Below are 23,278 nucleotides of genomic sequence, written 5' to 3' on the forward strand. Positions count from 1 at the left end.
ACGTGGTGGCGCAACACATGCCCTCCAGCGCCTCTCGAACATCCCCGCGCCAGCGCATAGCATCCGGCCATGCCCAATGGTCAGTGGTACCCGCCGGAATGGCCCGTTCGGATCCGTGCCCTCGCCGCCGGTGAGATCACCGCCATGACTCCCCGGCGTGCCGCGACCGTGATGCTCCTGCGCGACGATCCCGCCGGCCACGGCGGCCCCTCCGTCCATATGCTGCGGCGCCGCGCCTCCATGGCGTTCGCCGCGGGCGCGTACGCGTACCCCGGCGGCGGAGTCGATCCCCGGGACGACGACGGGACCGTTGGCTGGGCCGGTCCCGGCCGTGACATATGGGCGCGCCGACTCGGCGTCGATCCCGCGTCCGCGCAGGCCATCGTGTGCGCCGCGGTCCGCGAGACCTACGAGGAGGCCGGTGTCCTGCTCGCCGGGGAGACCGCGGGGACCGTCGTCGGCGACACCACGGGCGACGACTGGGAGGCTGACCACGACGCCCTCGCGAGGCACGAGCTGTCGTTCGCGAGCTTCCTCAACCGGCGCGGTCTCGTGCTGCGCAGCGACCTGCTCGGCGCGTGGGCCCGCTGGATCACCCCCGAGTTCGAACCGCGCCGCTACGACACCTGGTTCTTCGTGGCCGCGCTGCCACCGGGCCAGCGGACCAGGAACGCCTCTACGGAGGCCGACCGTACGGTGTGGATCCGACCGGCCGAGGCGACGGAGGCGTACGACAGGGGCGAGCTGCTGATGATGCCGCCGACCGTCGCGACGCTACGTCAGCTCCAGTCGTACGGTACGACCGCCGAAGCGCTTGCCGGTTCCGACGGCCGCGATCTGACACCGGTGCTGGCCACGGCCCGGCTGGAGGGCGAGGAGCTGGTGCTCAGCTGGCCCGGCCACGAGGAGTTCACCAAGCGCGTGGAACCGCGTTCGAGCGAGCAGAAGGAGAAGCAGAAGGAGAATCAGAGTCCGAGTCCGAGTCCGAGCCCGAGCCGGGGGCAGGGCCAGAGTCCGTCCGGAGGTTCCCGATGACCGACGCCGCCGCCCTCCCGGGCCAGCCGCGCGGCGGGGTGCTCTCCGGCCCCGCCACGGACCGCGCCATCAATGTCCTCGCCCCGAACGCCTCCCCGATGACCCTCGACGGCACCAACACCTGGATCGTCTCGGAGCCGGACTCGGCGTCGGCGGTCGTCATCGACCCGGGCCCGCTCGACGAACTCCATCTCAAAGCGGTCATCGACGTCGCGGAGAAGGCCGGGAAGCGGATCGCGCTGACCCTGCTCACCCATGGCCACCCGGACCACGCGGCCGGCGCGGCACGCTTCGCCGCGCTCACCCGTACCTCGGTCCGTGCCCTGGACCCGGCCCTGCGGCTCGGGGACGAGGGGCTCGCGGCCGGGAACGTCATCACCACCGGCGGTCTTGAGCTGCGGGTGGTCCCCACCCCGGGCCACACCGCGGACTCGCTCTCCTTCCATCTGCCCGCCGACCGCGCGGTGCTCACCGGCGACACCATCCTCGGCCGGGGGACGACGCTCGTCGCCCACCCGGACGGCAGGCTCGGCGACTACCTCGACTCGCTCCGCCGACTGCGCTCGCTCACGGTCGACGACGGGGTCCATACGGTCCTGCCGGGCCATGGGCCGGTCCTGGACGACGCCCAGGGCGCGGTGGAGTTCTATCTCGCCCATCGCGCGAACCGGCTCGCCCAGGTCGAGACGGCCGTGGAGAACGGGCACCGTACGCCCGCCGAGGTGGTGGCGCATGTGTACGCGGGGGTGGACAGGTCCCTGTGGCCCGCGGCCGAACTGTCCGTAAGGGCGCAGCTGGAGTATCTGCGCGAGCACGGCCTCATCTGACGGCCTCATCTGACGGCCTCGTCTGAGGGATGACGGTCTCGTCTGAGGGACCAAGGGCTCAAGCGATAAAGGGCTCAAGCGGCCAAGGGCTCAAGCGACGAAGAGCCCCGCCAAGAGGCGGAGCCCTTCGGGAAGTGCGGCGTGGTGTCAGCGCGAGCGCTTCGCGAGGCGCTCCACGTCCAGCAGGATCACCGCGCGTGCCTCAAGGCGGAGCCAACCACGCTGCGCGAAGTCGGCGAGCGCCTTGTTGACCGTCTCGCGGGAGGCGCCGACCAACTGGGCCAGTTCTTCCTGGGTCAGGTCGTGGACGACATGGATGCCTTCCTCCGACTGGACGCCGAAGCGGCGCGACAGATCGAGGAGCGCACGGGCCACGCGGCCCGGGACGTCGGAGAAGACCAGGTCGGACATCTGGTCGTTCGTCTTGCGCAGTCGTCGCGCGACCGCGCGCAGCAGGGCCGTGGCCACTTCCGGGCGGGCGTTCAGCCACGGCTGGAGGTCGCCATGGCCGAGCCCGAGGAGCTTGACCTCCGTGAGCGCGCTCGCGGTGGCGGTGCGCGGGCCGGGGTCGAAGAGGGACAGCTCGCCGATCAGTTCGCCGGGGCCGAGTACGGCCAGCATGTTCTCCCGGCCGTCGGGGGAGGTGCGGTGGAGCTTGACCTTGCCCTCGGTGACCACATAGAGGCGGTCGCCCGGGTCGCCCTCGTGGAAGAGCGCGTCACCGCGCGCGAGCGTCGCTTCACTCATCGAGGCGCGGAGCTCCGCCGCCTGCTCGTCATCGAGCGCCGCGAAGAGCGGGGCACGCCGCAGAACGTCGTCCACGTGTTCTCTCCTTGTCGACCTGCTCAGGGAACTGTGGTCCCTACCTGCTCCGGGACCGTGGTCCCCATGATGCCGTACGTGCCGCTTGTTCTCGGGTGGCTTGGCATCCGCGGGCTGCTTGGGCCCGATACCGGATTCCGGTTGTTCGAAACCGTGCGATCAGTCACAAGTTTGACGTACGCGCGTGCCCAACCGTGCCCTGGGTGCCGATTCGGGTAGTGATCGGCCGTCGCCGGGGCGGATGTCAGTGCGGGGCTTTACGCTGGCCGAGTGTCCAACTCGCCGGTGACAGCGCAGGCCAAGGGGGCTGGAAGAGTGTCCGCGGAGCAGAATTCCGCTGTGGGCGAACAGCCTTCAGTGAAACGGGAAAAAGCCGCAAAAGGGTCAACGGCCAAGCCGGCCAAGGCCCCAACCAAGTCAGCGGCCAGGTCGGCGGCCAAAGCTGAGGCCAAGTCCACGGCCGCGGCCAAAATCGCGGCCGCCGCCAAATCCGCCGCCAAGCCTGTGGTCAAGTCCGCAGCCAAGTCGGCCCCCGAGCCTGCGGCCAAGCCCGCGGCCAGACCGGAATCGCATCTGGCGATGGTGCGCCGGGCCCGCCGGATAAACCGCGAGCTGGCCGAGGTCTATCCGTACGCCCATCCCGAGCTGGATTTCCGGAACCCGTTCGAGCTGCTGGTGGCGACGGTCCTGTCCGCCCAGACGACCGACCTGCGGGTCAACCAGACGACGCCAGCGGTCTTCGCGAAGTACCCGACCCCCGAGGACATGGCCGCGGCCGTGCCGGAGGAGCTGGAGGAGGCCATCCGTCCGACGGGCTTCTTCCGGGCCAAGGCGAGGTCGCTCATCGGACTGTCCACCGCGCTGTGCGACCGGTTCGACGGCGAGGTCCCGGGTGGGCTGGACGATCTGGTGTCGCTGCCCGGTGTGGGCCGCAAGACGGCGAACGTCGTTCTCGGCAATGCCTTCGGCGTCCCCGGCCTCACGGTCGACACCCACTTCGGCCGGCTGGTCCGCCGCTGGAAGTGGACGGAGCAGGAGGACCCGGAGAAGGTCGAGGCGGAGATCGCCGCCATCTTCCCCAAGAGCGAGTGGACGATGCTCTCGCACCGCGTGATCTTCCATGGCCGCCGTATCTGCCACTCCCGCAAGCCGGCCTGCGGCGCCTGTCCGATCGCGCATCTCTGCCCCTCGTACGGAGAGGGCGAGACGGACCCGGAGAAGGCACGCAAGCTGCTGAAGTACGAGATGGGCGGCTACCCGGGCCAGCGTCTGAGCCCGCCCGCCGACTACCCGGGCAAACCGGCCCCGGCGCGCACTGAGTAGCGGAGCGGTCCGCGCCGTATGAAGGCCGTACGAAGGCTCCACGAAGGCCCTACGAAGGCCGTATGAAGCACGACACCGACCGACCAGTACGAGTGCCGGACCAGCGGACACGAACGAGTGGAGCCGGACGTGGGCGGAACGATCAGGCCGACGGCAGGCGTTGTACGACAGGGGTGCCTATGACGCGAGCTAAAGAGAGCTGCGGAGCTCAAGAGAGCTACCGAGCCGAGGAGGGCTACGGAGGCGACGAGAGCTACGGAGGCGACGAGAGCTACGGCGATCCGGCGACGGCCGGGGTCGCCGTCACCACCGACGGGCTGCCCGACTGGCTGACGCCCGTCGTGCGCGCCTCGCGGACCGTCGCGCCGGAGGAGCTCAGCCGCTTTCTGCCGCCGGAGAGCGGTGGCGGCCGGCAGTCCGCCGTCCTGATCCTCTTCGGCGAGGGCGCCCGCGGCCCCGAACTGCTGCTCATGGAGCGCGCCAGCAGCCTGCGCTCGCATCCTGGACAGCCTGCCTTCCCCGGCGGTTCCCTCGACCCCGAGGACGGCGATCCGGCCACCACGGGACCGTTGCGGGCGGCGCTGCGCGAAGCCGAGGAGGAGACCGGTCTCGACCCGTCCGGGGTCCAGCTCTTCGGCGTGCTGCCCAAGCTCTACATCCCGGTGAGCGAGTTCGTCGTGACCCCCGTGCTGGGCTGGTGGCGCAGCCCCACCCCCGTCGGCGTCGTCGACCCCGGCGAGACCGCCCGGGTCTTCACCGTCCCCGTGGCGGATCTCACGGACCCGGCCAACCGCGCGACCGCCCGCCACCCCAGCGGCCACCGCGGCCCTGCCTTTCTTGTCGCATCTGCCCTGGTCTGGGGCTTTACGGCCGGAGTGATCGACCGGATCCTGTATTTCGCGGGCTGGGAGCAGCCGTGGGACCGCTCGAAGCAGGTCCCGCTGGACTGGCGTGCATGACAGGCTGACCCCCATGCTCCGCCCTTCGGAGGTCCATGACCGTGGCGGCTCCGCCACCGGTCGCCAGGGCCGCCGGAGCCCCCGTACCGGCCGCCGGGCGGGGACACCCGCCGCCCCGGTGGGGCGACCGGAGACGTATCCGCGAGGCAAGCGAGGCTATTGACGGTGAACGTGCTGGACATCCTGCTGCTGCTCGCCGCCGTGTGGTTCGCGGTCGTCGGCTACCGCCAGGGTTTCGTGGTGGGCATCCTGTCCGTGATCGGCTTCCTCGGCGGCGGTCTCGTGGCGGTCTATCTCCTGCCCGTGGTCTGGGCCGAGATGACCGCGGACTCCGAGGTCTCCACCACGGCCGCCGTCGTCGCGATCGTCATAGTGATCGTCTGCGCCTCGGTCGGCCAGGCCTTCACCACCCATCTCGGCAACAAGCTGCGCCGCTACATCACGTGGTCGCCGGCCCGCGCCCTGGACGCCGGCGGCGGGGCGCTGGTCAATGTCGTGGCCATGCTGCTGGTGGCCTGGCTGATCGGCTCCGCCCTCGCCGGGACCTCACTGCCGACGCTCGGCAAGGAGGTCCGCAGCTCGAAGGTGCTGCTCGGGGTCTCCCGCGTGATGCCCGCCCAGGCGTCCAACTGGTTCACGGACTTCTCGTCGGTCCTCGCCCAGAACGGGTTCCCGCAGGTCTTCAGCCCGTTCGCCAATGAGCCCATCACCGAGGTCCAGGCCCCGGATCCGGCACTCGCGGGCAGCCCGGTGGCGGCTCGCGCCCAGCAGTCGATCGTCAAGGTCGTCGGTACGGCACCCAACTGCGGCAAGGTCCTCGAAGGCTCCGGCTTCGTCTTCGCCGACCGCCGGGTGATGACCAACGCGCATGTGGTCGGCGGCGTGGAGGAGCCCACCGTCCAGATAGGCGGTGAGGGTCGGCTGTACGACGCCAAGGTCGTCCTCTACGACTGGCAGCGCGACATCGCCGTACTCGACGTGCCGAACCTCCCCGCCGAGCCGCTCCAGTTCACCGACAAGGACGCGGCGAGCGGGGACAGCGCGATCGTCGCGGGCTTCCCGGAGAACGGCTCGTACGACGTACGCTCCGCGCGCGTCCGCGGCCGTATCGATGCCAACGGCCCGGACATCTACCGCCACGGCGAGGTCCGGCGCGATGTCTACTCACTCTTCGCGACCGTACGCCAGGGCAACTCCGGAGGCCCGCTCCTGACCACCGAGGGCAAGGTGTACGGAGTGATCTTCGCCAGGTCGCTCGACGACCCCGAGACCGGCTACGCGCTGACGGCGGACGAGATCCGCGACGACATCACGCTCGGCCGGAACGCCAACCAGCAGGTCGGCACGCAGGAATGCGCCCTCTAGGGCCTGGCGGGCGTCCTCAGGGGGCCGGGCGGGCCCGACGGACTCTGTGACGCGCCCTCAGGAACGCTGATGACGCAGCCGGGCCGAGACCCAGCGCGCTCTGCGGCGGAGGATCAGGGAAATACCGAGCCGGGGATCATGGCCCTGTTCGTCGGGGCCGCCCCTTCTGTGGGTGATCGGCACAGAGGCCGAGCGGCGGTTGCGTGCTGCGTCACCGTAGTCGTGCGTCCAGCCCATACTTCGACCTGTGCCCCTGGCCCATGGTCGGTAACCGCCCGGGAGAGGGCCAATTGGCCTATGCGCGAGGCATTTGGCTGTTCATAGGACAAGCATTCAAAGGGTGACAACCGGGACGGGCGGCGCGTCGCTCTTCACCGTCCCGTGTGAGCCGGAGCCGCCGCCCCCGCGTGAGCCGCCGCCCCGAGGAGCCCCCGCCGACAGTCCTGTTCAGCGGTCCGGCTCGGGGTCCTTGAGCCAGTTGATGAGTTCCGCGGAGAACGCGGTGGGGTCCTCCTCGTGCGGGAAGTGCCCCAGACCGTCGAACAGTCGCCAGCGGTAGGGCGCTTCCACATACTCCGCCGACCCAGCGGTGCTACGCGTCCTCATCGCCGGGTCGAGCGACCCGTGCAGTTGGAGCGTCGGCACCCGCACCGGGCGCTTCATCCGCCGGTTGAACTGGATGCCGTCGGGCCGCGCCATCGACCGCACCATCCAGCGGTACGGCTCGATCGAGCAGTGCGCCGTCGACGGGATGGTCATCGCGCGCCGGTAGATCTCGATCGACTCGTCGTCGGGCGGCCGGGGGCCGGACCAGTCCCGGATCAGCTGCCCCACCAGCGCCGCGTCCTCGGCCACGAGCTGACGCTCCGGGATCCACGGTCGCTGGAAACCCCAGATATACGATCCGGCACGGCTCTGCGAGAAGTCGGAGAGCATCGCCGAGCGCCAGCGGCGCGGGTGCGGGATCGAGGACACCGCGAGCCGGCGCACCAGCTTGGGCCGCATCACGGCCGCTGTCCAGGCGAGATAGCCGCCCAGATCATGGCCGACGAGCGCCGCGTCGGGCTCACCTAGGGAGCGCACCACGCCGGTGATGTCGAGCGCCAGATTGGCGGGGTCGTAACCGCGGGGCGTACGGTCGCTGCCGCCCACCCCCCGCAGATCCATGGCCACCGCGCGATACCCGGCGTCCGCCAGCGCGGTCAGCTGATGGCGCCAAGTCCACCAGAACTGCGGGAAACCATGGAGCAGCAACACCAGCGGCCCCTCGCCCATCTCGGCGATATGGAAGCGCGCACCATTGGCAGCCACATCGCGATGGGTCCAGGGACCATCAAGACGGACGGCAGAGGCCGGCGTCGCTCCTGAGGTCCCACCGGAGGACGCGCCAGGCGCCATGCCGGAGGTCTTGCCGGGGCCGGATTCAGGGGCGGTCATGCAGACGAGCGTGCCACAGACTTGGTGACTTCCCGGACCTGGCGGGGATGCGGCTTCACGTTCTGCAGCACGGCCGCTGTCTCCTTCGCCGAGGCGATGGACTTCTCTGGCGGCTTCACCTTCTTGAACTTCAGTACGGCGAGCCCGGCGAGCAGCGCCGCGAGGATCAGAAACGCTCCGCCCACGATCAGGAACGACCAGGCGAGCCCGAGCCCCAGGTTGTGGATCCCGTAGGCGGCCGCGAAGCTCAGCACCGGCAGGGAGAACAGGGCGAACACCGCCGCGATCGCGATGGCGGCTCCGCCCGTCACACCGCGCTTGACGTCCTGTCGGATCTCGGCCTTGGCCAGGGCGATCTCATCGTGCACCAGCGCGGACACCTCGGCGGAGGCCGAGGCGACCAACTGGCCAATGCTGCGGTCGCCCGCGGCTGCTTCGATCACGGTGCCGGTCCGGACGGCATCGGCGACGTGCTTGCCGGGGTCGCTCATCGGTGACTCCCTCTTCTCGCTCTTCTCGGCTACGGACCGCTCGGCTACGAATCCGTTGTCCGATCATGCCGGACCGTCGCCGTCCCCGCGCGCTGCCCCCGCGTGTTCCGCCAGCCGACGGTGCTCGGCGGCCTTCGTCTCGTACAGCTCGGCCATGCGCAAGTGGTAGGCCGGATCGTCCTGTTCGTAGATGTCCGGTATGCCGTCCCGGTCATCGTCCCGCTCCTCCTCCTCGTACAGCGCACGGTACTTGCGGACCCGCAGCTTGAGCAGCACCCCGGAGAGGACGGCGGCGATGACCGAACCGGTCAGCACCGCTGCCTTCACCTCGTCGGTGAGCGCGGGGTCCGTCGAGAAGGCCAGCTCGCCGATGAGCAGCGAGACGGTGAAGCCGATCCCGGCGAGCGACGCGAGCGCGAAGACATCGGGCCAGGCCAGGTCCTCGTTCAGCTCGGCCTTGGTGAAGCGCGCTGCCAGCCAGGTGCCGCCGAAGACGCCGACCGCCTTGCCGACGACCAGACCCAGTACGACGCCGAGGGTCTCCGGCTGTGTGAAGACCCTGCCGAGCGCACCGCCGGATATGGAGACGCCCGCGGAGAAGAGCGCGAACAGCGGTACGGCCAGACCGGCCGAGATGGGGCGCACCACATGCTCGATGTGTTCGCCGGGGGAGTGCTCCTCGCCCTCGTGCCTGGTGCAGCGCAGCATCAGACCCATCGCGACACCGGCGATCGTGGCGTGGACGCCGCTGTTGTACATCAGGCCCCAAATGACCAGCGCCAGCGGGATATACACGTACCACCCGCGTACGCCCTTGCGTAGCAGCAGCCAGAAGACGACGAGTCCGGCGACCGCGCCGCCGAACGCCGCGAGGTTCAGATCGCTGGTGAAGAAGACGGCGATGATCAGGATGGCGAAGAGATCGTCGACGACCGCGAGGGTGAGGAGGAAGGCGCGCAGCGCCGAGGGCAGCGAGGTGCCGAGGACCGCGAGGACGGCGAGCGCGAAGGCGATATCGGTGGCGACGGGCACGGCCCAGCCGCTCAGAGACCCGCCACCGGTCTTGTTGACCAGCACATAGACCAGGGCGGGCATGATCATTCCGGAGAGCGCGGCGATCACGGGGAGCGCGGCTGCCCTGGGATCGCGCAGCTCCCCGGCCACCAGTTCGCGCTTCAGCTCGATGCCGGCGACGAAGAAGAAGATGGCGAGCAGACCGTCGGCCGCCCAGTGCTGTACGGAGAGGTCGAGGCCGAGCGCCGAGGGTCCCAGGTGGAGGTCGCTCACGGCCTCGTAGCTGTGGCTCAGCGAGGTGTTCGCCCAGAGGAGGGCGACGATGGCGGCGACGAGCAGAAGGACACCGCCGACGGTCTCCGTGCGCAGTGCCTCCGCGAGAAAGTTCCGTTCGGGCAGCGGCAGGCGTCCCAGAAACTTACGGCCGGTGGGGGTGGGCGCGGATACAGGCACGGGGTAATCCTTCGGTCGATCTGTGGACATGACGCATCGCATGCCGACCAGACTTCCCGGCGCACCTTGAAAATCTTGTTGTGTTATTTACGCGCTGCCTACTTTACCTGTACGCGATGAACGGGGCGCAGGGGAGCGGAGACGGCAGCACAAAACGGGGCGTCCGGCATCGGATGCCGGACGCCCCGCCGCTTGCGTTATGTACGTACCAGCCCGCTCAGTCCTCGCTGGTCGCGCTGGGCAGCTGGGTCTGGATGAGGTCCATGACCGACGAGTCGGTGAGTGTCGTGACATCGCCGAGCTGACGGTTCTCCGCGACATCCCGCAGCAGGCGCCGCATGATCTTGCCGGAGCGGGTCTTGGGCAGCTCCGCGACGGGGAGGATCCGCTTGGGCTTCGCGATCGGACCGAGCGTGGTGCCGACATGGTTGCGCAGCTCGGCCACGAGCCCGTCGTCGACGACGGCCGTGCCCCGCAGGATCACGAAGGCGACGATGGCCTGGCCGGTCGTCTCGTCCGCGGCACCGACCACGGCGGCCTCGGCGACCTTGGGGTGCGAGACGAGGGCGGATTCCACCTCCGTCGTCGAGATGTTGTGGCCGGAGACGAGCATGACGTCGTCCACCCGCCCCAGCAGCCAGATGTCGCCGTCGTCGTCCTTCTTCGCGCCGTCCCCGGCGAAGTACTTGCCCTCGAAGCGGGACCAGTAGGTGTCGATGAACCGCTGGTCGTCGCCCCAGATGGTGCGCAGCATCGACGGCCAGGGCTCGGTGAGGACGAGATAGCCGCCGCCCCCGTCGGGCACCTCGCGGGCCTCGTCGTCCACGACGGTCGCCGAGATGCCGGGCAGGGCGCGCTGGGCGGAGCCCGGCTTGGTCTCCGTCACGCCGGGAAGCGGGGAGATCATCATGGCGCCGGTCTCGGTCTGCCACCAGGTGTCCACGATCGGGGTCTTGCCCGCGCCGATGTGCTCGCGGTACCAGATCCACGCCTCGGGGTTGATCGGCTCGCCGACCGAGCCAAGCACCCGCAGGGAGGTCAGATCGAACTTCGCGGGGATGTCGTCGCCCCACTTCATGAACGTACGGATCGCGGTCGGCGCGGTGTAGAGGATCGTCACCCCGTACTTCTGCACGATCTCCCAGAACCGCCCCTGGTGCGGGGTGTCGGGGGTGCCCTCGTACATCACCTGCGTCGCGCCGTTGGCCAGCGGCCCGTACACGATGTACGAGTGGCCGGTCACCCACCCGATGTCGGCCGTGCACCAGTACACGTCCGTCTCGGGCTTGAGGTCGAAGACGGCGTGGTGGGTGTAGGCCGCCTGGGTGAGATAGCCGCCCGAGGTGTGCAGGATGCCCTTGGGCTTACCCGTCGTGCCCGAGGTGTAGAGGATGAAGAGCGGGTGCTCCGCGGGGAACGCCTCGGGGGTGTGCTCGGGGGACTGGCGCCCGACGATGTCGTGCCACCACACATCACGGGAGTCGTCGAAGGCGGTGTCCTGGCCGGTACGGCGGACCACCAGCACATGCTCGACCTGCGGGCACTTGGCCACGGCCTCGTCGATGGCCGGCTTGAGGGCGCTCGGCTTGCCACGGCGGTAACCACCGTCGGAGGTGATCACCAGCTTGGCGTCGGCGTCCTGGATACGGGAGGCGACGGCGTCGGCCGAGAAGCCGCCGAAGACCACGGAGTGCGCGGCCCCGATCCGGGCGCAGGCCAGCATGGCGACCGCGGCCTCGGGGATCATCGGCAGATACACGGCGACCCGGTCGCCCGCCCGCACCCCCAGCTCGGTGAGAGCGTTGGCGGCCCGCGACACCTCGTCCTTCAGCTCCGTGTAGGTGATCGCGCGGCTGTCGCCCGGTTCACCCTCGAAGTGGATGGCCACGCGGTCTCCGTGACCGGCCGCCACATGGCGATCGACGCAGTTGTAGGCGACATTCAGCTCGCCGTCCGCGAACCACTTCGCGAACGGCGGCTTCGACCAGTCCAGTGTCTCGGTCGGCTCGGTGACCCAGGTGAGCCGCCTCGCCTGCTCGGCCCAGAAGCCAAGCCTGTCCGCCTCGGCCTGCTCGTACGCCTCCGCCGTCACATTGGCGTGCGCGGCCAGCTCGGGCGGCGGTGCGAACCGCCGGTCCTCCTTGAGCAGGTTGGCCAGGCTTTCGTTGCTCACGACATCTCCCTTTCCCAGGGCGTCCTATTTATCTATATCCCGGGCCTAGCTCATCAGGCGGACGCCGAGGTGACAAGGGGCTTCCGAAATTGGTTTAGACCTGTGTGATGGGGGTCGCATCCATGTCTCGGACACCGGTCCCGGATCCGCTGTCCCACGCCCGACTGAGAAGTGGCCCTCCTCCCCGGGGTGGTGGGGAAAGGGGCCACACACTCTCACGGATGTGATACGAGGTCGGTTCAGGCGCGCGACTCCTCCAGCGTGGTCGGGGCCACCCGGTTGAACACCTCTTCGCCGCCGTAGTCGCCTCGGGCCCCGACCCCGTCCGCCAGCAGATAGGCCTGGGCCTCGCCGACATGGAAGTACATCCCGTGCAACTCCAACGTGCCTTCGGCCAGTCGGCGGGCCACCGACTCATGGGCCCGCAGATGCTCCAACTGCTGGACGACATTGGTCAGACAGAGCTGCTCGACCGCGTCGGCGGGCAGCCTTCCGCAGATCCTGGCCCAGGAGTGCTCACGGCTTCGCATCCGCTCCAGGCTGGGCAGCCCATGGCGCAACCAGCGCCGTAGCGGGGTCCCGGCCCCGTCCGTGCCGGCGGGGGTGTTCAGCAGGGCCTGCATCGCCCCGCATCCCGAATGCCCGCATACGGTAATGGACTCGACGCGCAGCACATCCACCGCGTACTCGATCGCCGCGGCCACCGAATCGTCCGCGCAGTCCGCCCCGGGCAGCGGGACCAGATTCCCCACGTTCCTCACGGTGAACAGATCGCCCGGACCACTTGACGTGATCATGCTCGTGACCAGCCGGGAGTCGGCGCAGGTGAGGAAGAGCTGGGAGGGCCGCTGCCCCTCGCGCGCCAGCCGGGCCAGCTCACCGCGTACCAGCGGCGCCGTATTGCGCTGGAAGGAGCTGATCCCGTTGGCCAGTTGACGGACACCGGGTGAACGCGCCGCGCCCGCGGACAGCGTGCGGCACATGGCGGTCGTATTCGCTCCTGACCAGGTGGCGCCGGGCTGGTCGGCTGCGGGTTGGTCGGTTGTGGACGGGGCGTCGTGCGTCTGCTCCGTGCGCTGCGAATGTTCTGTGCGCTGCGAAGCCTTCAGCTGCCCGTGGGAGTGCTCTTCGCACTGGTGGTTGCGCCATGGCGTCCAGGGCCGGCAGCAGGTGGGCGACTCCGTGGCCGGCTCGGCGATCCGGCCGCCCGCCCGCCCGGTGAACTCGGCCGTACGGCCATGGGCGATATGAGCCATCTGCCAGTCGTGCAGGGCCTCGAACGCCGCGTGGTCCATGAAGGAGCCGTCCAGCTCGACCACGCAGTCCGTGTCCCAGGGCACCTGGTGCAGCACCCGGCTGAGCCGCGGCACGGCGAGGAATGTCAACTGGCCCCGCGCTCGTACACGGTGGATCCCGTCCTGCACCTCGACCGTGATCCGGGTCCTGGTGAGCCGGTGCAGCGCCACCGCGACCGCCACGGCGATCCCGATCACCACGCCTTCCAGCACGCCGGTGAGCACCACGGCGGCCAGCGTCACCACGTACACCAGCATTTCGCGATTCCGCTGCACGCTGCGCAGATGGACGAGGTTCACCATCTGGACCCCGACGACCATCACCAGCGCGGCCAGGGCCGCCAGCGGGATCAGATCCAGCACGGGCACCAGCAGCAGGGCCGCGATGGTGACCCACAGCCCGTGCAGCATGGTCGAGTGCCGGCTCACCGCGCCCGCCGCCACATTGGCGGCGCTGCGTACGGCGACCCCTGTGATGGGCAGGCCGCCGAGCGCGCCCGAGACGACATTCCCCGCCCCTTGTCCGGCCAGCTCCCGGTCCAGCCGGGCACGCGGGACATGGACGTCCCGCTTCTTGCGCGCCGCCGTCAGCTTGTCCACGGCGACCGCGGACAGCAGCGATTCGACGCTGCCGACCAGAGTGACGGTGAGAACGGCCGCGAGCAGTCCGAGCACCGGCCCTTCGGGCAGCGCGGGCAGGGCATGGCTGCTCCAGGAGGGCAGATCGACGCGCTCCAGACTGACTCCGGCGAGCGCGGCCAGGGTTGTTGCGATCGCCACCGCGGCGAGCGTGCCCGGGATCTTGCGAACGATCCGGCCCGTACGCCCCGGAATCCGTGGCCAGGCGAGCAGTACGGCGATGGTCAGAAGGCTTACGGAGAGCGCGCCCGGATGCAGATTGGCCAACTGGGCGGGCAGACCGCGCACATTGTCGACGGCGGAGCTCTGCGGCGTACCGCCGAGCACGATATGGAGCTGGGCGAGCGCGATCGTGACCCCGATGCCGGCGAGCATGCCGTGCACGATCGCCGGGCTGACGGCGAGTGCCGAGCGGGCCACCCGCAGCGCCGCGAGGCCGAGTTGGGCGAGCCCGGCGCAGATGGTGATGGCGCAGGTGACGCGCCAGCCGAACTGCTGGATCAGATCGGCGGTGACGACAGTGAGCCCGGCGGCGGGGCCGCTGACCTGGAGCGGGGCTCCGCCCAGCCGGCCGACGACCAGACCGCCGACCGCGGCGGCCACCAGGCCCGCCTGGAGCGGTGCGCCGGTGGCGAGAGCGATGCCCAGGGAGAGCGGCAGCGCGATCAGGAAGACGGAGATCGACGCGGATACGTCGGCTCCGGCGATTCGGAACCCGCCCCCTTCGCGTTCCCCGCGGCCGCCACGGTCGTCGTTGCGGTCTTCGCGGTGGTCGCGCGGAGGTCTTTGCGGTCGTCGGAAGCGTGAGACGCGCCCCAACGGGGACGCGGGCTCGGTGGGGGCGGTACGGGTGGGGATGGCGGCGGTCATATTTCCCGTCTCCTCCGGGCGGCGCGGTCGCGGTATGTGGGGGCGCGGCCGTGAGTCACGGCGTGCAGTGGCGGGACGTGTTTTCTCAACACTCGGTAAACAGATCGTAATGGAGAGTAAAGATTCTGGCATTACTTTCCGGGCAAATGGGGCAATAATTCACCCGGGAGGGTGATTAGTGATCTTGTACGGCTTGTCGTTTCTTCTTCTCATCGGTCTCAGTGCGACGTTGGCGGCGCTCGGCGCCGTGCCGGCAGTCGCCGCTCGGCACTTCGGTACTGAAACCTGAAGGAAGAGGGTGGGCGGATGCTGGCCGCCACTAAGAGAATCGGCTTCGGCGCCACCGTCATGGCGCTCGCCGTCGCACTCGCGGGGTGTTCCGGATCGCCGGGAACCGACAAGGTGGCCCCGAAGGGTGCTTCCGGCGCCGAGAGGGCGCCCGGAGCCGCCCCGCATCTCATCGGTGACGGCTCGACCGCGTTCACCGGCGCTCAGCCGCACATGCCGAAGCCGGGGCGGCTGAAGCCGGGCCAGAAACCACCCCAGTTCGTGGTGTTCTCCTGGGACGGCGCGGGCGAGGACAGCCAGAAGCTCTTCTCCCACTTCCGCGGGGTGGCCAAGAAGTACAAAGCGAAGATGACGTACTTCCTGAGCGGCGTCTATCTGCTTCCGGAGGAGAAGGCCGACCTGTACAACCCGCCGCAGCACGGTCGCGGCACTTCGGACATCGGTTTCAATGACGCCCAGGGGATCAAGGACACCCTGCGGGAACTACGCGGCGCCTGGCATGACGGCAATGAGATCGGTACCCACTTCAACGGCCACTTCTGCGGCGACGAGGGCGGCGTCGGCACCTGGTCCGTCGACGAGTGGAAGAGCGAGATGAACCAGGCCAAGTCCTTTGTGAAGAACTGGAGGACCAACGCGGGTCTGAAAGACGAGGCGCCGCTCCCCTTCGACTACGACAAGGAAGTGATCGGCGCCCGCACGCCCTGTCTGGAAGGGCAGAAGAACATGATGCGAGCGGCGAAGACGATGGGATTCCGCTACGACTCCAGCGGCATCAGCAAACAGATCTGGCCGAAGAAGACGGACGGTCTCTGGGACATTCCGCTCCAGCTGGTCCCGATGCCGGGGAGCGATATCGAGACGCTCTCGATGGACTACAACTTCATGTTCAACCAGTCAGGGACGGTCAGCGGCGATCCTTCGCAGCACGCCTACTGGGGCAATCAGATGCGTGACGGCCTGCTGGAGGCCTTCGACCGCGTCTATAAAGGGAACCGCGCGCCGCTGATCATCGGCAACCACTTCGAGTCCTGGAACGGCGGTACGTACATGACCGCCGTCGAGGAAACGATCAAGACGGTCTGTGTCCAGAAGGACGTGCAGTGCGTGACGTTCCGCCACCTCACCGACTGGCTGGACGCGCAGGACCCGCAGACCCTGGAGAAATTCCGCAGCCTGCGCGTCGGCAAGGCGCCCAAGGGCGGCTGGACGGCGCTCGCGGCCGCCCCCGTACCCAAGAGCCCGTCCCCGGCCGCCCGTCCGGCCGACCACTCCGAAGAGCACTGACGGCGCCGACGGCGGGACGGAGGACGGGGGCTTCGGCGTTTCGGTTCAGGAAGGCTGGGGTACGGCGGGTGTTTCGCCGAGGACGAAGGCGGGGTCGACCTGCGCGGCAAGGTCGACGCCCGTCTTCGCGTTGCCCCAGCTCTCCGCGTTCCTGAGGTGGAAGTGGACCATCTGCCGTGTGTACCGCTCCCAGTCGCGGTGCTCGTACGAATCCTCCGCCGCGTCCTGGAGCGTCTGGAGCGCGCAGCGGTTGTCCGCCTCCAGGAGTTCGAAGCGGATCGGTCGGCCCTTCTCCATCGCCCGGACCCAGTCGGAGTGGCCCACGGTGATGAGCAGGTCGTCGCCGACCTCCTCGCGCAGGAAGTCCAGATCGTCCTGCCCCTGGACCTTGTTGCCGATGACCTTCAGCGAGACGCCGAAGTCCCGCGCGTACTCCTTGTACTGGCGGTATACGGACACGCCCTTACGCGTCGGCTCCGCCACCAGGAACGTCATGTCGAACCGGGTGAACATCCCGGACGCGAACGAGTCCGAGCCCGCCGTCATGTCGACCACCACGTACTCGTCCGGGCCGTCGACCAGATGGTTGAGACACAACTCGACCGCACCGACCTTGGAGTGGTAGCAACTCACCCCGAGATCGGACTCGGTGAAGGGGCCGGTGGCCATCAGCCGAATCTCGCCGTCGTCCAACTGGACGGTACGGGCGCACGCGTCGTACACCGGGTTGTTCTCGCCGACCCGGAGCAGTCGCGACCCCTCACCCGGTGGTGTTGTCTTGATCATCGCCTCGGCCGACGGGATCCGCGGATTGCTGCCCCGCAGATATTCCTTGATCAGCGGGAGATGCGCACCCATCGCGGGCAGCGCGGCGGCTTCTGACTCGTCGAGGCCGAGCGCGGCCCCGAGATGCTGGTTGATGTCGGCGTCCACCGCGACGACGGTGGCCTCGTTGGCGGTCAGATGACGGATGAAGAGCGAGGACAGCGTGGTCTTGCCGCTGCCGCCCTTGCCCACGAAAGCGATCTTCATGTTCACCTAGGGTAGTGGCAATCTCGCTCAAGGTGAGCGGCTTGAGTGCGGAAGATCACTCCAAGGTGGGGCATGCGACGCGGGCGCGTAGCCTCCCTACTTATGAGTACGACTGCCTCTGACGCTTCTTTCCCGCCCCGGCCGGAGGACCCCCTGCTCGCGCTGGCCTCCTTGCCCGGGGTTTCCGGCGCGGTGGATTCCGTACGTAAGGCGGTCGACCGTGTCTACAGCCACCGCGTGATGCGCCGCCGAAGCAATGAGGTCACTTCGGAGGCGGCCCTGCGCGCGGCGCGCGGCTCCGCGGCGCTGTCCGGTGCTGACTGGGCGCTCGAAGAAGTGCGCCGGCGCAGCGACTTCGGTTCGGAGGCCGAGGCCCGTACGGTCGGCGCGGCGCTCCGGTTGAACGCCGAGGCAGGTCAACTCCTCTCCGTCTGGGGGCAGTCACCGCTGCGGGTGCTCGCCAGGCTGCATCTGGTGGCCGCGGGGGGCGCGGGTGTCACGGACGAGACCGTGGGGCGGCCCCGGCTGGCGGGCGAGCCGGTCGTGGAGGCGCCCGGGGGCGATGTTCCGGAACCGCTGGCCAACACCCCGCTGCCGGAGGCGGACGAGGTGGCCGGACGGCTGGAGGGGCTGTCGCGGCTGGTGATCACGCCGAGCAGGGCGCCGGCCCTGGTGACGGCGGCCGTGGTGCACGGCGAGCTACTGGCGCTGCGCCCCTTCGGCTCGTACAACGGCCTGGTGGCGCGGGCGGCCGAGCGGGTGGTGCTGATCGGCAGCGGTCTTGATCCCAAGTCGGTCTGCCCGGCGGAGGTGGGCCACGCGGAGCTGGGGCGCGCGGCGTACGCCACCGCCTTTGACGGCTATCTGTCGGGCACCCAGGAGGGTATGGCTGCGTGGATCACCCACTGCGGGCGGGCGATCCAACTGGGTGTACGGGAGTCCACCGCCGTATGCGAAGCGCTTCAGCGGGGCGCGGCCTGAGCCGAGGCGCCCACGTGAAAGTGGCCCGAGCGAAAGTGGCCTGAACAGGGTTGCGGCGGCGCCTCGTTGGCACCGCCGCTGGCATGTCCACCGAGTTACCAAGCGTCCTCATTGTGTTGCCCATCAGGTCGGGTACTTCGCCCGTCACCTGGTGCGGCTGGCCCGTATTCGACGGGTCGACGTCGCGTGGGTGCTCAGTTTCCATGCTCGGTCCGTGGGGCCTGGTGCGTAAACGGGTAATCCTCTCGGATGTCCTTGGTCTCGCGGGCCGTTGACTCCTTTCTACTCCTGTCCACAAGGATGCGAAACCCCTGACTGGACTTCTTTACTTTTAGGTTCAAACAATGACAAAACGGTCATGAGTTGCGTGCCTTGGTCGGTTGGGCGACCGTGGAGCTGGATGGCATCAGGCGAGGGTCGACTGCCGTCGTCTGCTGGCGTACCAGACCAGCCCGGCCGTCACCGCGGCCGCGCCCACCGCGGCTGCCGCGACCAGTGTCGGCCGGGGTGGCATGGAGAAGGCGGGCAGGCGCTGCTTGAGGCGCACGGGCCGGTTGAAGACGAGAATCGGCCAGTCGCGCGCCGTCGCCTCCCGGCGCAGTGCGCGGTCCGGGTTGACCGCGTACGGGTGCCCCACCGACTGGAGCATGGGTACGTCGGTGACGGAATCGCTGTACGCGTAGCAGCGGGAGAGGTCGTACCCCTCCGACGCGGCGAGCGCCTTGATCGCCTCGGCCTTGGTCGGCCCGTACGCGTAGTACTCCACCTCGCCTGTGAAGCAGCCGTCGGCGCCGACGACCATCCGGGTGGCCACCACCCGGTCGGCGCCGAGCAGATCGCCGATGGGCTCGACGACCTCCGCGCCGGAGGTGGACACGATCACCACATCGCGGCCGGCGATGTGATGGTCTTCGATGAGGGACGCCGCCTCGTCGTAGATGATCGGGTCGATGAGATCGTGCAGCGTCTCGGCGACGATCTCTTTGACCTGCTGGACGTTCCAGCCCTTGCAGAGCGCGGAGAGATACTCCCGCATCCGCTCCATCTGGTCGTGATCGGCGCCTCCGGCGAGGAAGACGAACTGCGCGTATGCGGTGCGCAGTACGGCGCGGCGGTTGATCAGGCCGCCTTGGTAGAAGGACTTGCTGAAGGTCAACGTCGATGACTTCGCAATGACCGTCTTGTCCAGGTCAAAGAAGGCTGCTGTACGCGGCAAGGAGTGGTTTTCCACGAGGCCGAGCATATGCGCCCACCATTCGGCCTAAGCTGCGGCGCGTGGGTTTGCCTGAGAAGGCTCTCGGGTACACCATGGAAGTCACGGATCGTTCGCGACCGTGCTAACCCGGTCCGGCTCCTCCCCCCCCGAGTCGGCCGTGGGGACGACCCCCGCTCTCCCCCCCGGCGGGGGTCGTCGCATGTCCGGACGCTTTTTTGGCTCTTCGAAGTCACTCGTCCCCCTTCTTGAAGCTCTGCGTGCGATGGCGCCTCCGCGAGCATGCCCGTCACCGTGTGTAGCCAATGCGCTGCTCTCCGGAAGTCACCGGTATGAGCTACCGGGATATTCACAACTGGTGAGTTGTCCACAGTTTTCGAGCAAGATCCACACGATTTCTTGTTGCACTGCACGGTGATTCCTGCCGCGAAGTTCGCGGAAGCCGGAATCACGGATACCGGATCACTGCGAGATCGCGGAGAGAAGCGCTCGCGGATAGCCGGATCGAAGAAGAGATAGGGGGCGGGGATCGTGGCTGGATCCATGACATCCGATCGTTCGCGGATCGGCGGGAGCAGCGGGGCGGGACCGCTGATCCTGACTGAGGATGTGGAGTTGCTCGACGATCTGCTGAGGCTCTGTGCCGCGGCCGGCGCCGAGCCTCAGGTCCATCATTCGGTGCCGGAGCGGAAGGGGTGTTGGGAGGACGCGCCGATGGTTCTCGTCGGCGATGACGCGGCGGCGCGCTGCCGTGGCGCCACCCGCAGGCGGGACGTGATGCTCGTCGGGCGGGACCAGGACGACCCGGGTGTGTGGCGGCGAGCGGTGGAGATCGGCGCGGACTGCGTACTGAGGCTGCCCGACGCCGAAAGCTGGCTCGTCGACCGGATCGCGGACGCCGCCGAAGGAGTCGGTCGGCCCGCGCTCACCGTCGGCGTGATCGGCGGGCGGGGCGGCGCCGGCGCTTCGACGCTGGCGTGCGCTCTGGCCGTCACCGCGGCGCGTGCCGGTCGGCGCACGATGCTCATCGACGCCGATCCGCTCGGCGGCGGCCTTGATGTGGTGCTCGGCGGCGAGCAGGCGGAGGGCAGAAGATGGCCGGATTTCGCCGCTTCCAAGGGGCGTGTCGCGGGCGGCGCGCTGGAGGAGTCGCTGCCCCGGCTCCATGAACTGCGGGTGCTGAGCTGGGACCGCGGCGATTCGGTGATGATTCAGCCGGAGGCCATGCGGTCGGTGCTCGCGGCCGCACGCAGGCGCGGCGGGGTCGTGGTCGTGGATCTTCCCCGGCGTGTCGACGAAGCCGTGGCGGAGGCCCTGGCTCAGCTGGATCTGGGGCTGCTGGTGGTGCCCGCCGAACTGCGGGCCGTCGCGGCGGCCGGCCGGGTGGCCTCGCTGGCGGGCATGGTCCTCAGGGATCTGCGGGTGGTGGTCCGGGGTCCGTATGCCGCCGGTCTGGACGAGCAGTGGATCGCCGACGCGCTCCGGCTGCCCCTGGTGGGCGAACTGCCCCTGGAGCCCGGTCTGTCGGAGTCCCAGGACGGCGGAGCGCCGCCGGGATCCCGGGTGCGAGGACCGCTCGCCGCTTTCTGTACCGCCTTCTGGGAGCGGGCGCTGGCCGGGGCCGGGGACGGGAGCGTGGCGTCATGAGCGGCGGCGCGACGGCTGGAACGGGCGGCGGCGCGGCGGCGTATGGGCTGCTGGACGCCGTACGGCAGCGGCTCGCGGAGAGCGGGGCGGACCCGACACCGGCCAGGGTGGCGGCGGCGCTGCGGGCCCAGGGGCGGTTGCTGGGCGATACGGAAGTGCTCGGGGCCGCGGCGGAGTTGCGGTGCGAGCTGGTGGGGACGGGCCCTCTGGAGCCTCTTCTCGACGACCCCTCGGTGACGGACGTGCTTGTCTCCGCGCCCGACCAGGTGTGGGTGGACCGGGGCGGCGGTCTTGAGCTGACGGCCGTGACGTTCGCCGACGCCGCCTCCGTACGGAGACTGGCGCAGCGGCTCGCCGCCGTGGCCGGGCGTCGGCTCGATGACGCCAGACCCTGGGTGGACGCGCGACTGCCCGACGGGACACGGATGCACGCGGTGCTGCCGCCGGTGGCGGTCGGCTCGACCTGTCTGTCGCTGCGGGTGGTGCGGCCCAAGGCCTTCTCGCTGGCGGAGTTGACCGCGGCGGGGACGGTACCGCCGGGCGGGGAGCGGGTGTTGCGGGCCCTGATCGAGTGCCGGCTGTCGTTCCTGATCAGTGGTGGCACGGGCACGGGGAACCCGAATAATGCTATGGAACACCCCTATCTGGCAGACCTCGGCGGCACCCGGGAGCTGGAGGACCATCGCGGTCTTCCGGCCCTGTGACCTGCGGCTTTGCGCGCCATGTCGGTCGGGGCGAGAGGCCAGGCCCGCTCGCCTTTGAATCCAAGGTTGGCGGGCAAAGCGGACATGGCAGAGCCCTGGCCGCTGAGACGCACAAGCAGTAGGGGCTCTGCCAGGGGGTGGGCTCAGGCGTGCGCGCGGACGAGCAGCGTGCCGATGTGCCCAGGTTCCGGGGCGTCCAAGACGCGGGCCTCGGCCCTGCGGAACCCCGCTCGCAAGAGCAGTCGCTCCCAGACCTGCGGCTTGTAGCTGTACCGGTAGGTGAACATAGCCTTCCCGGCGAACCCGCCCTTGTACATGCCCTGTGGACCGTAGGCGCCCGGAATGGCTGGCGGCTGGGAGAAGACGAACCGGCCGCCCGGGGCGAGCCGCTCGGCCACGAGGGGGAAGAGAAGGTGCGGCGGCGTGAACCAGACTGCGCCGAAGATCGAGTACACGGCGTCATACGTGTGCTTGTTCTCGCGCAGGAAGTCGAGGACCTCGGAGTGGACGAACTGGGCGCCGGTCTCGGCCCACCGCTCCGTGATCTTCCCGACCATGACGGGCGACAGATCCACCCCTGTGCCCTTCACCCCCTGCCGTGCGAGGCAGGCCAGCGCACGCCCGGTTCCACACCCGATCTCCAGCGCGGTGTCCGGGTCGCCGAGCAGTTCGGTGCCAGGGCCGTGGCCGGCGTACTGGGTCCAGTGAAAAACCGGTTCGGCGTCAGCCTCGAAGACGGACTGGGCGTAGGCGTCCCACAGCTCGGTCTCGGCGGCGATGTCGTGCAGTGCTGGCACGGGCGTTCCTTCGTGGGTGCGGACGGGCAACGACCCCCACCCGCCGGTGAGGGCGGGCAGGGGCCAGAGTAGGCGGTTAGTGACTGTCGGGAACCTTGTCGTCGCAGGGCGAACAGTTCGCCCCGTCGATGGCCCACAGCTCCTCGTCGATGGGCCAGCCTTCAGAGCGGAGGAACTCGCCGGTACGCAGGCACAGGCCGTCGCCGCGGCGCTCGATGAACGGGGCGTGGTGCTTGAAGCGGCCGCCGTTGTACAGACGGCAGAGACCCCACCACACGGGGGTGTCGAGGATCAGCTGGTGCACGCCGATGTCGACGAGCTTGCCGACCCCGAGGTGCACGTCAGGGTTCTCGATGGACCCTATGACGTACATGACCGCGTTGCCGAGGATCCGCTCGGCCATGTCGCGGACCATGGTGTGGTCGCGAAGGAGCAAGGCGACCTCGCGATCCCACAGGCTCATGCCGCTGTCGAAGACGTTGACGGTCAGTTCCGTGATGTGAGGCGCGACTTCGTTGAGGAGGGCCTGCGGGTCTCGGGCCTTCGTCTGCTGGTCGGTCACGATGACTGCTGTGCTCATGTGCTGTACGTCCCTTCGTGGGATGGTGCACTGCACTTGCTGTCCC

The 23,278-nt window shown here is 69.1% G+C and carries 19 protein-coding genes and 1 pseudogene; 9 read left to right on the forward strand and 11 right to left on the reverse strand.

Features of this window, described 5'->3' with window-relative positions:
* Positions 1-69 precede the first annotated feature (69 nt).
* Both ACIRQP_RS03240 and ACIRQP_RS03245 read left to right on the forward strand, forming a co-directional pair.
* The gene (locus ACIRQP_RS03240; protein WP_403882567.1) at positions 70-1,035 is read left to right on the forward strand and encodes an NUDIX hydrolase; all 966 of its coding nucleotides are present in this window, start codon (positions 70-72) and stop codon (positions 1,033-1,035) included.
* Entirely contained in the window at positions 1,032-1,862 is an 831-nt protein-coding gene (locus tag ACIRQP_RS03245; RefSeq protein WP_403882570.1) for an MBL fold metallo-hydrolase, read from the forward strand. The genes ACIRQP_RS03240 and ACIRQP_RS03245 overlap by 4 nt, the downstream gene beginning before the upstream one ends.
* A gap of 147 nt (positions 1,863-2,009) precedes the next feature.
* Here the strand turns inward: ACIRQP_RS03245 and ACIRQP_RS03250 are convergent, their stop codons facing one another.
* Complete coding sequence (locus tag ACIRQP_RS03250) at positions 2,010-2,684, reverse strand: Crp/Fnr family transcriptional regulator (protein ID WP_030353254.1); 675 nt, start codon at positions 2,682-2,684, stop codon at positions 2,010-2,012.
* A 270-nt stretch (positions 2,685-2,954) separates the two neighbouring features.
* On the opposite strand from ACIRQP_RS03250, the gene nth reads away from it, so the two are divergent.
* The 3 genes from nth (at position 2,955) to ACIRQP_RS03265 (ending at position 6,331) form a co-directional block, all read left to right on the forward strand.
* Positions 2,955-4,007, forward strand: coding sequence for an endonuclease III (gene nth, locus ACIRQP_RS03255; RefSeq protein ID WP_403882574.1), 1,053 nt, complete (start codon positions 2,955-2,957; stop codon positions 4,005-4,007).
* 179 nt (positions 4,008-4,186) lie between these two features.
* The gene (locus tag ACIRQP_RS03260) at positions 4,187-4,966 is read left to right on the forward strand and encodes an NUDIX hydrolase (protein ID WP_403882577.1); all 780 of its coding nucleotides are present in this window, start codon (positions 4,187-4,189) and stop codon (positions 4,964-4,966) included.
* Between the two features lie 165 nt (positions 4,967-5,131).
* Entirely contained in the window at positions 5,132-6,331 is a 1,200-nt protein-coding gene (locus ACIRQP_RS03265) for a MarP family serine protease (protein ID WP_403882580.1), read from the forward strand.
* Between the two features lie 57 nt (positions 6,332-6,388).
* Here ACIRQP_RS03265 and ACIRQP_RS03270 read toward each other — a convergent pair whose 3' ends face one another.
* From ACIRQP_RS03270 to ACIRQP_RS03295, 6 genes are all read right to left on the reverse strand, one after another.
* Positions 6,389-6,568 (reverse strand): hypothetical protein, encoded by a 180-nt coding sequence (locus ACIRQP_RS03270; RefSeq protein ID WP_403882583.1) that lies wholly within the window; start codon positions 6,566-6,568, stop codon positions 6,389-6,391.
* 210 nt (positions 6,569-6,778) lie between these two features.
* Positions 6,779-7,768: an alpha/beta fold hydrolase gene (locus ACIRQP_RS03275; RefSeq protein ID WP_403882586.1), complete on the reverse strand. Its 990-nt coding sequence runs from the start codon at positions 7,766-7,768 to the stop codon at positions 6,779-6,781.
* Entirely contained in the window at positions 7,765-8,259 is a 495-nt protein-coding gene (locus tag ACIRQP_RS03280; protein ID WP_403882589.1) for a phage holin family protein, read from the reverse strand. Before ACIRQP_RS03280 ends, ACIRQP_RS03275 begins: the two co-directional genes overlap by 4 nt.
* A gap of 63 nt (positions 8,260-8,322) precedes the next feature.
* Positions 8,323-9,756 carry a Na+/H+ antiporter NhaA gene (gene nhaA, locus ACIRQP_RS03285; protein WP_403882592.1) on the reverse strand — a complete coding sequence of 478 codons (1,434 nt, stop codon included), beginning with the start codon at positions 9,754-9,756 and terminating at the stop codon, positions 8,323-8,325.
* A 187-nt stretch (positions 9,757-9,943) separates the two neighbouring features.
* Positions 9,944-11,899 (reverse strand): acetate--CoA ligase, encoded by a 1,956-nt coding sequence (acs, locus tag ACIRQP_RS03290; RefSeq protein WP_403882595.1) that lies wholly within the window; start codon positions 11,897-11,899, stop codon positions 9,944-9,946.
* Between the two features lie 239 nt (positions 11,900-12,138).
* A complete protein-coding gene (locus ACIRQP_RS03295) occupies positions 12,139-14,703 on the reverse strand; it encodes a bifunctional SulP family inorganic anion transporter/carbonic anhydrase (RefSeq protein WP_403882598.1) in 2,565 nt (854 codons plus the stop codon).
* A 306-nt stretch (positions 14,704-15,009) separates the two neighbouring features.
* Between ACIRQP_RS03295 and ACIRQP_RS03300 the strand changes: the two genes are divergently transcribed.
* Complete coding sequence (locus tag ACIRQP_RS03300; RefSeq protein ID WP_403882601.1) at positions 15,010-16,278, forward strand: hypothetical protein; 1,269 nt, start codon at positions 15,010-15,012, stop codon at positions 16,276-16,278.
* 45 nt (positions 16,279-16,323) lie between these two features.
* On the opposite strand, the gene ACIRQP_RS03305 is transcribed toward ACIRQP_RS03300, so the two are convergent.
* Positions 16,324-17,310 carry an ATP-binding protein gene (locus ACIRQP_RS03305; protein WP_403882604.1) on the reverse strand — a complete coding sequence of 329 codons (987 nt, stop codon included), beginning with the start codon at positions 17,308-17,310 and terminating at the stop codon, positions 16,324-16,326.
* Between the two features lie 102 nt (positions 17,311-17,412).
* Between ACIRQP_RS03305 and ACIRQP_RS03310 the strand changes: the two genes are divergently transcribed.
* A complete protein-coding gene (locus tag ACIRQP_RS03310; protein WP_403882606.1) occupies positions 17,413-18,291 on the forward strand; it encodes an oxidoreductase in 879 nt (292 codons plus the stop codon).
* Between the two features lie 406 nt (positions 18,292-18,697).
* On the opposite strand, the gene ACIRQP_RS03315 is transcribed toward ACIRQP_RS03310, so the two are convergent.
* Positions 18,698-19,534 (reverse strand): HAD family hydrolase, encoded by an 837-nt coding sequence (locus tag ACIRQP_RS03315; RefSeq protein ID WP_403882609.1) that lies wholly within the window; start codon positions 19,532-19,534, stop codon positions 18,698-18,700.
* A 513-nt stretch (positions 19,535-20,047) separates the two neighbouring features.
* Between ACIRQP_RS03315 and ssd the strand changes: the two genes are divergently transcribed.
* A complete protein-coding gene (gene ssd, locus ACIRQP_RS03320) occupies positions 20,048-21,151 on the forward strand; it encodes a septum site-determining protein Ssd (protein ID WP_403882612.1) in 1,104 nt (367 codons plus the stop codon).
* Positions 21,148-21,765, forward strand: a pseudogene (locus tag ACIRQP_RS03325) (ATPase, T2SS/T4P/T4SS family); the annotation flags it as partial. The gene ssd and the pseudogene ACIRQP_RS03325, both read left to right, overlap by 4 nt.
* Positions 21,766-21,998: 233 nt before the next feature.
* Here the strand turns inward: ACIRQP_RS03325 and ACIRQP_RS03330 are convergent.
* A complete protein-coding gene (locus ACIRQP_RS03330) occupies positions 21,999-22,652 on the reverse strand; it encodes a class I SAM-dependent methyltransferase (RefSeq protein WP_403882615.1) in 654 nt (217 codons plus the stop codon).
* A 76-nt stretch (positions 22,653-22,728) separates the two neighbouring features.
* A complete protein-coding gene (locus ACIRQP_RS03335) occupies positions 22,729-23,232 on the reverse strand; it encodes a hypothetical protein (protein WP_403882618.1) in 504 nt (167 codons plus the stop codon).
* Positions 23,233-23,278: the final 46 nt, after the last annotated feature.

Source organism: Streptomyces sp. NPDC102274, assembly GCF_044766385.1.
GTDB lineage: Bacteria > Actinomycetota > Actinomycetes > Streptomycetales > Streptomycetaceae > Streptomyces.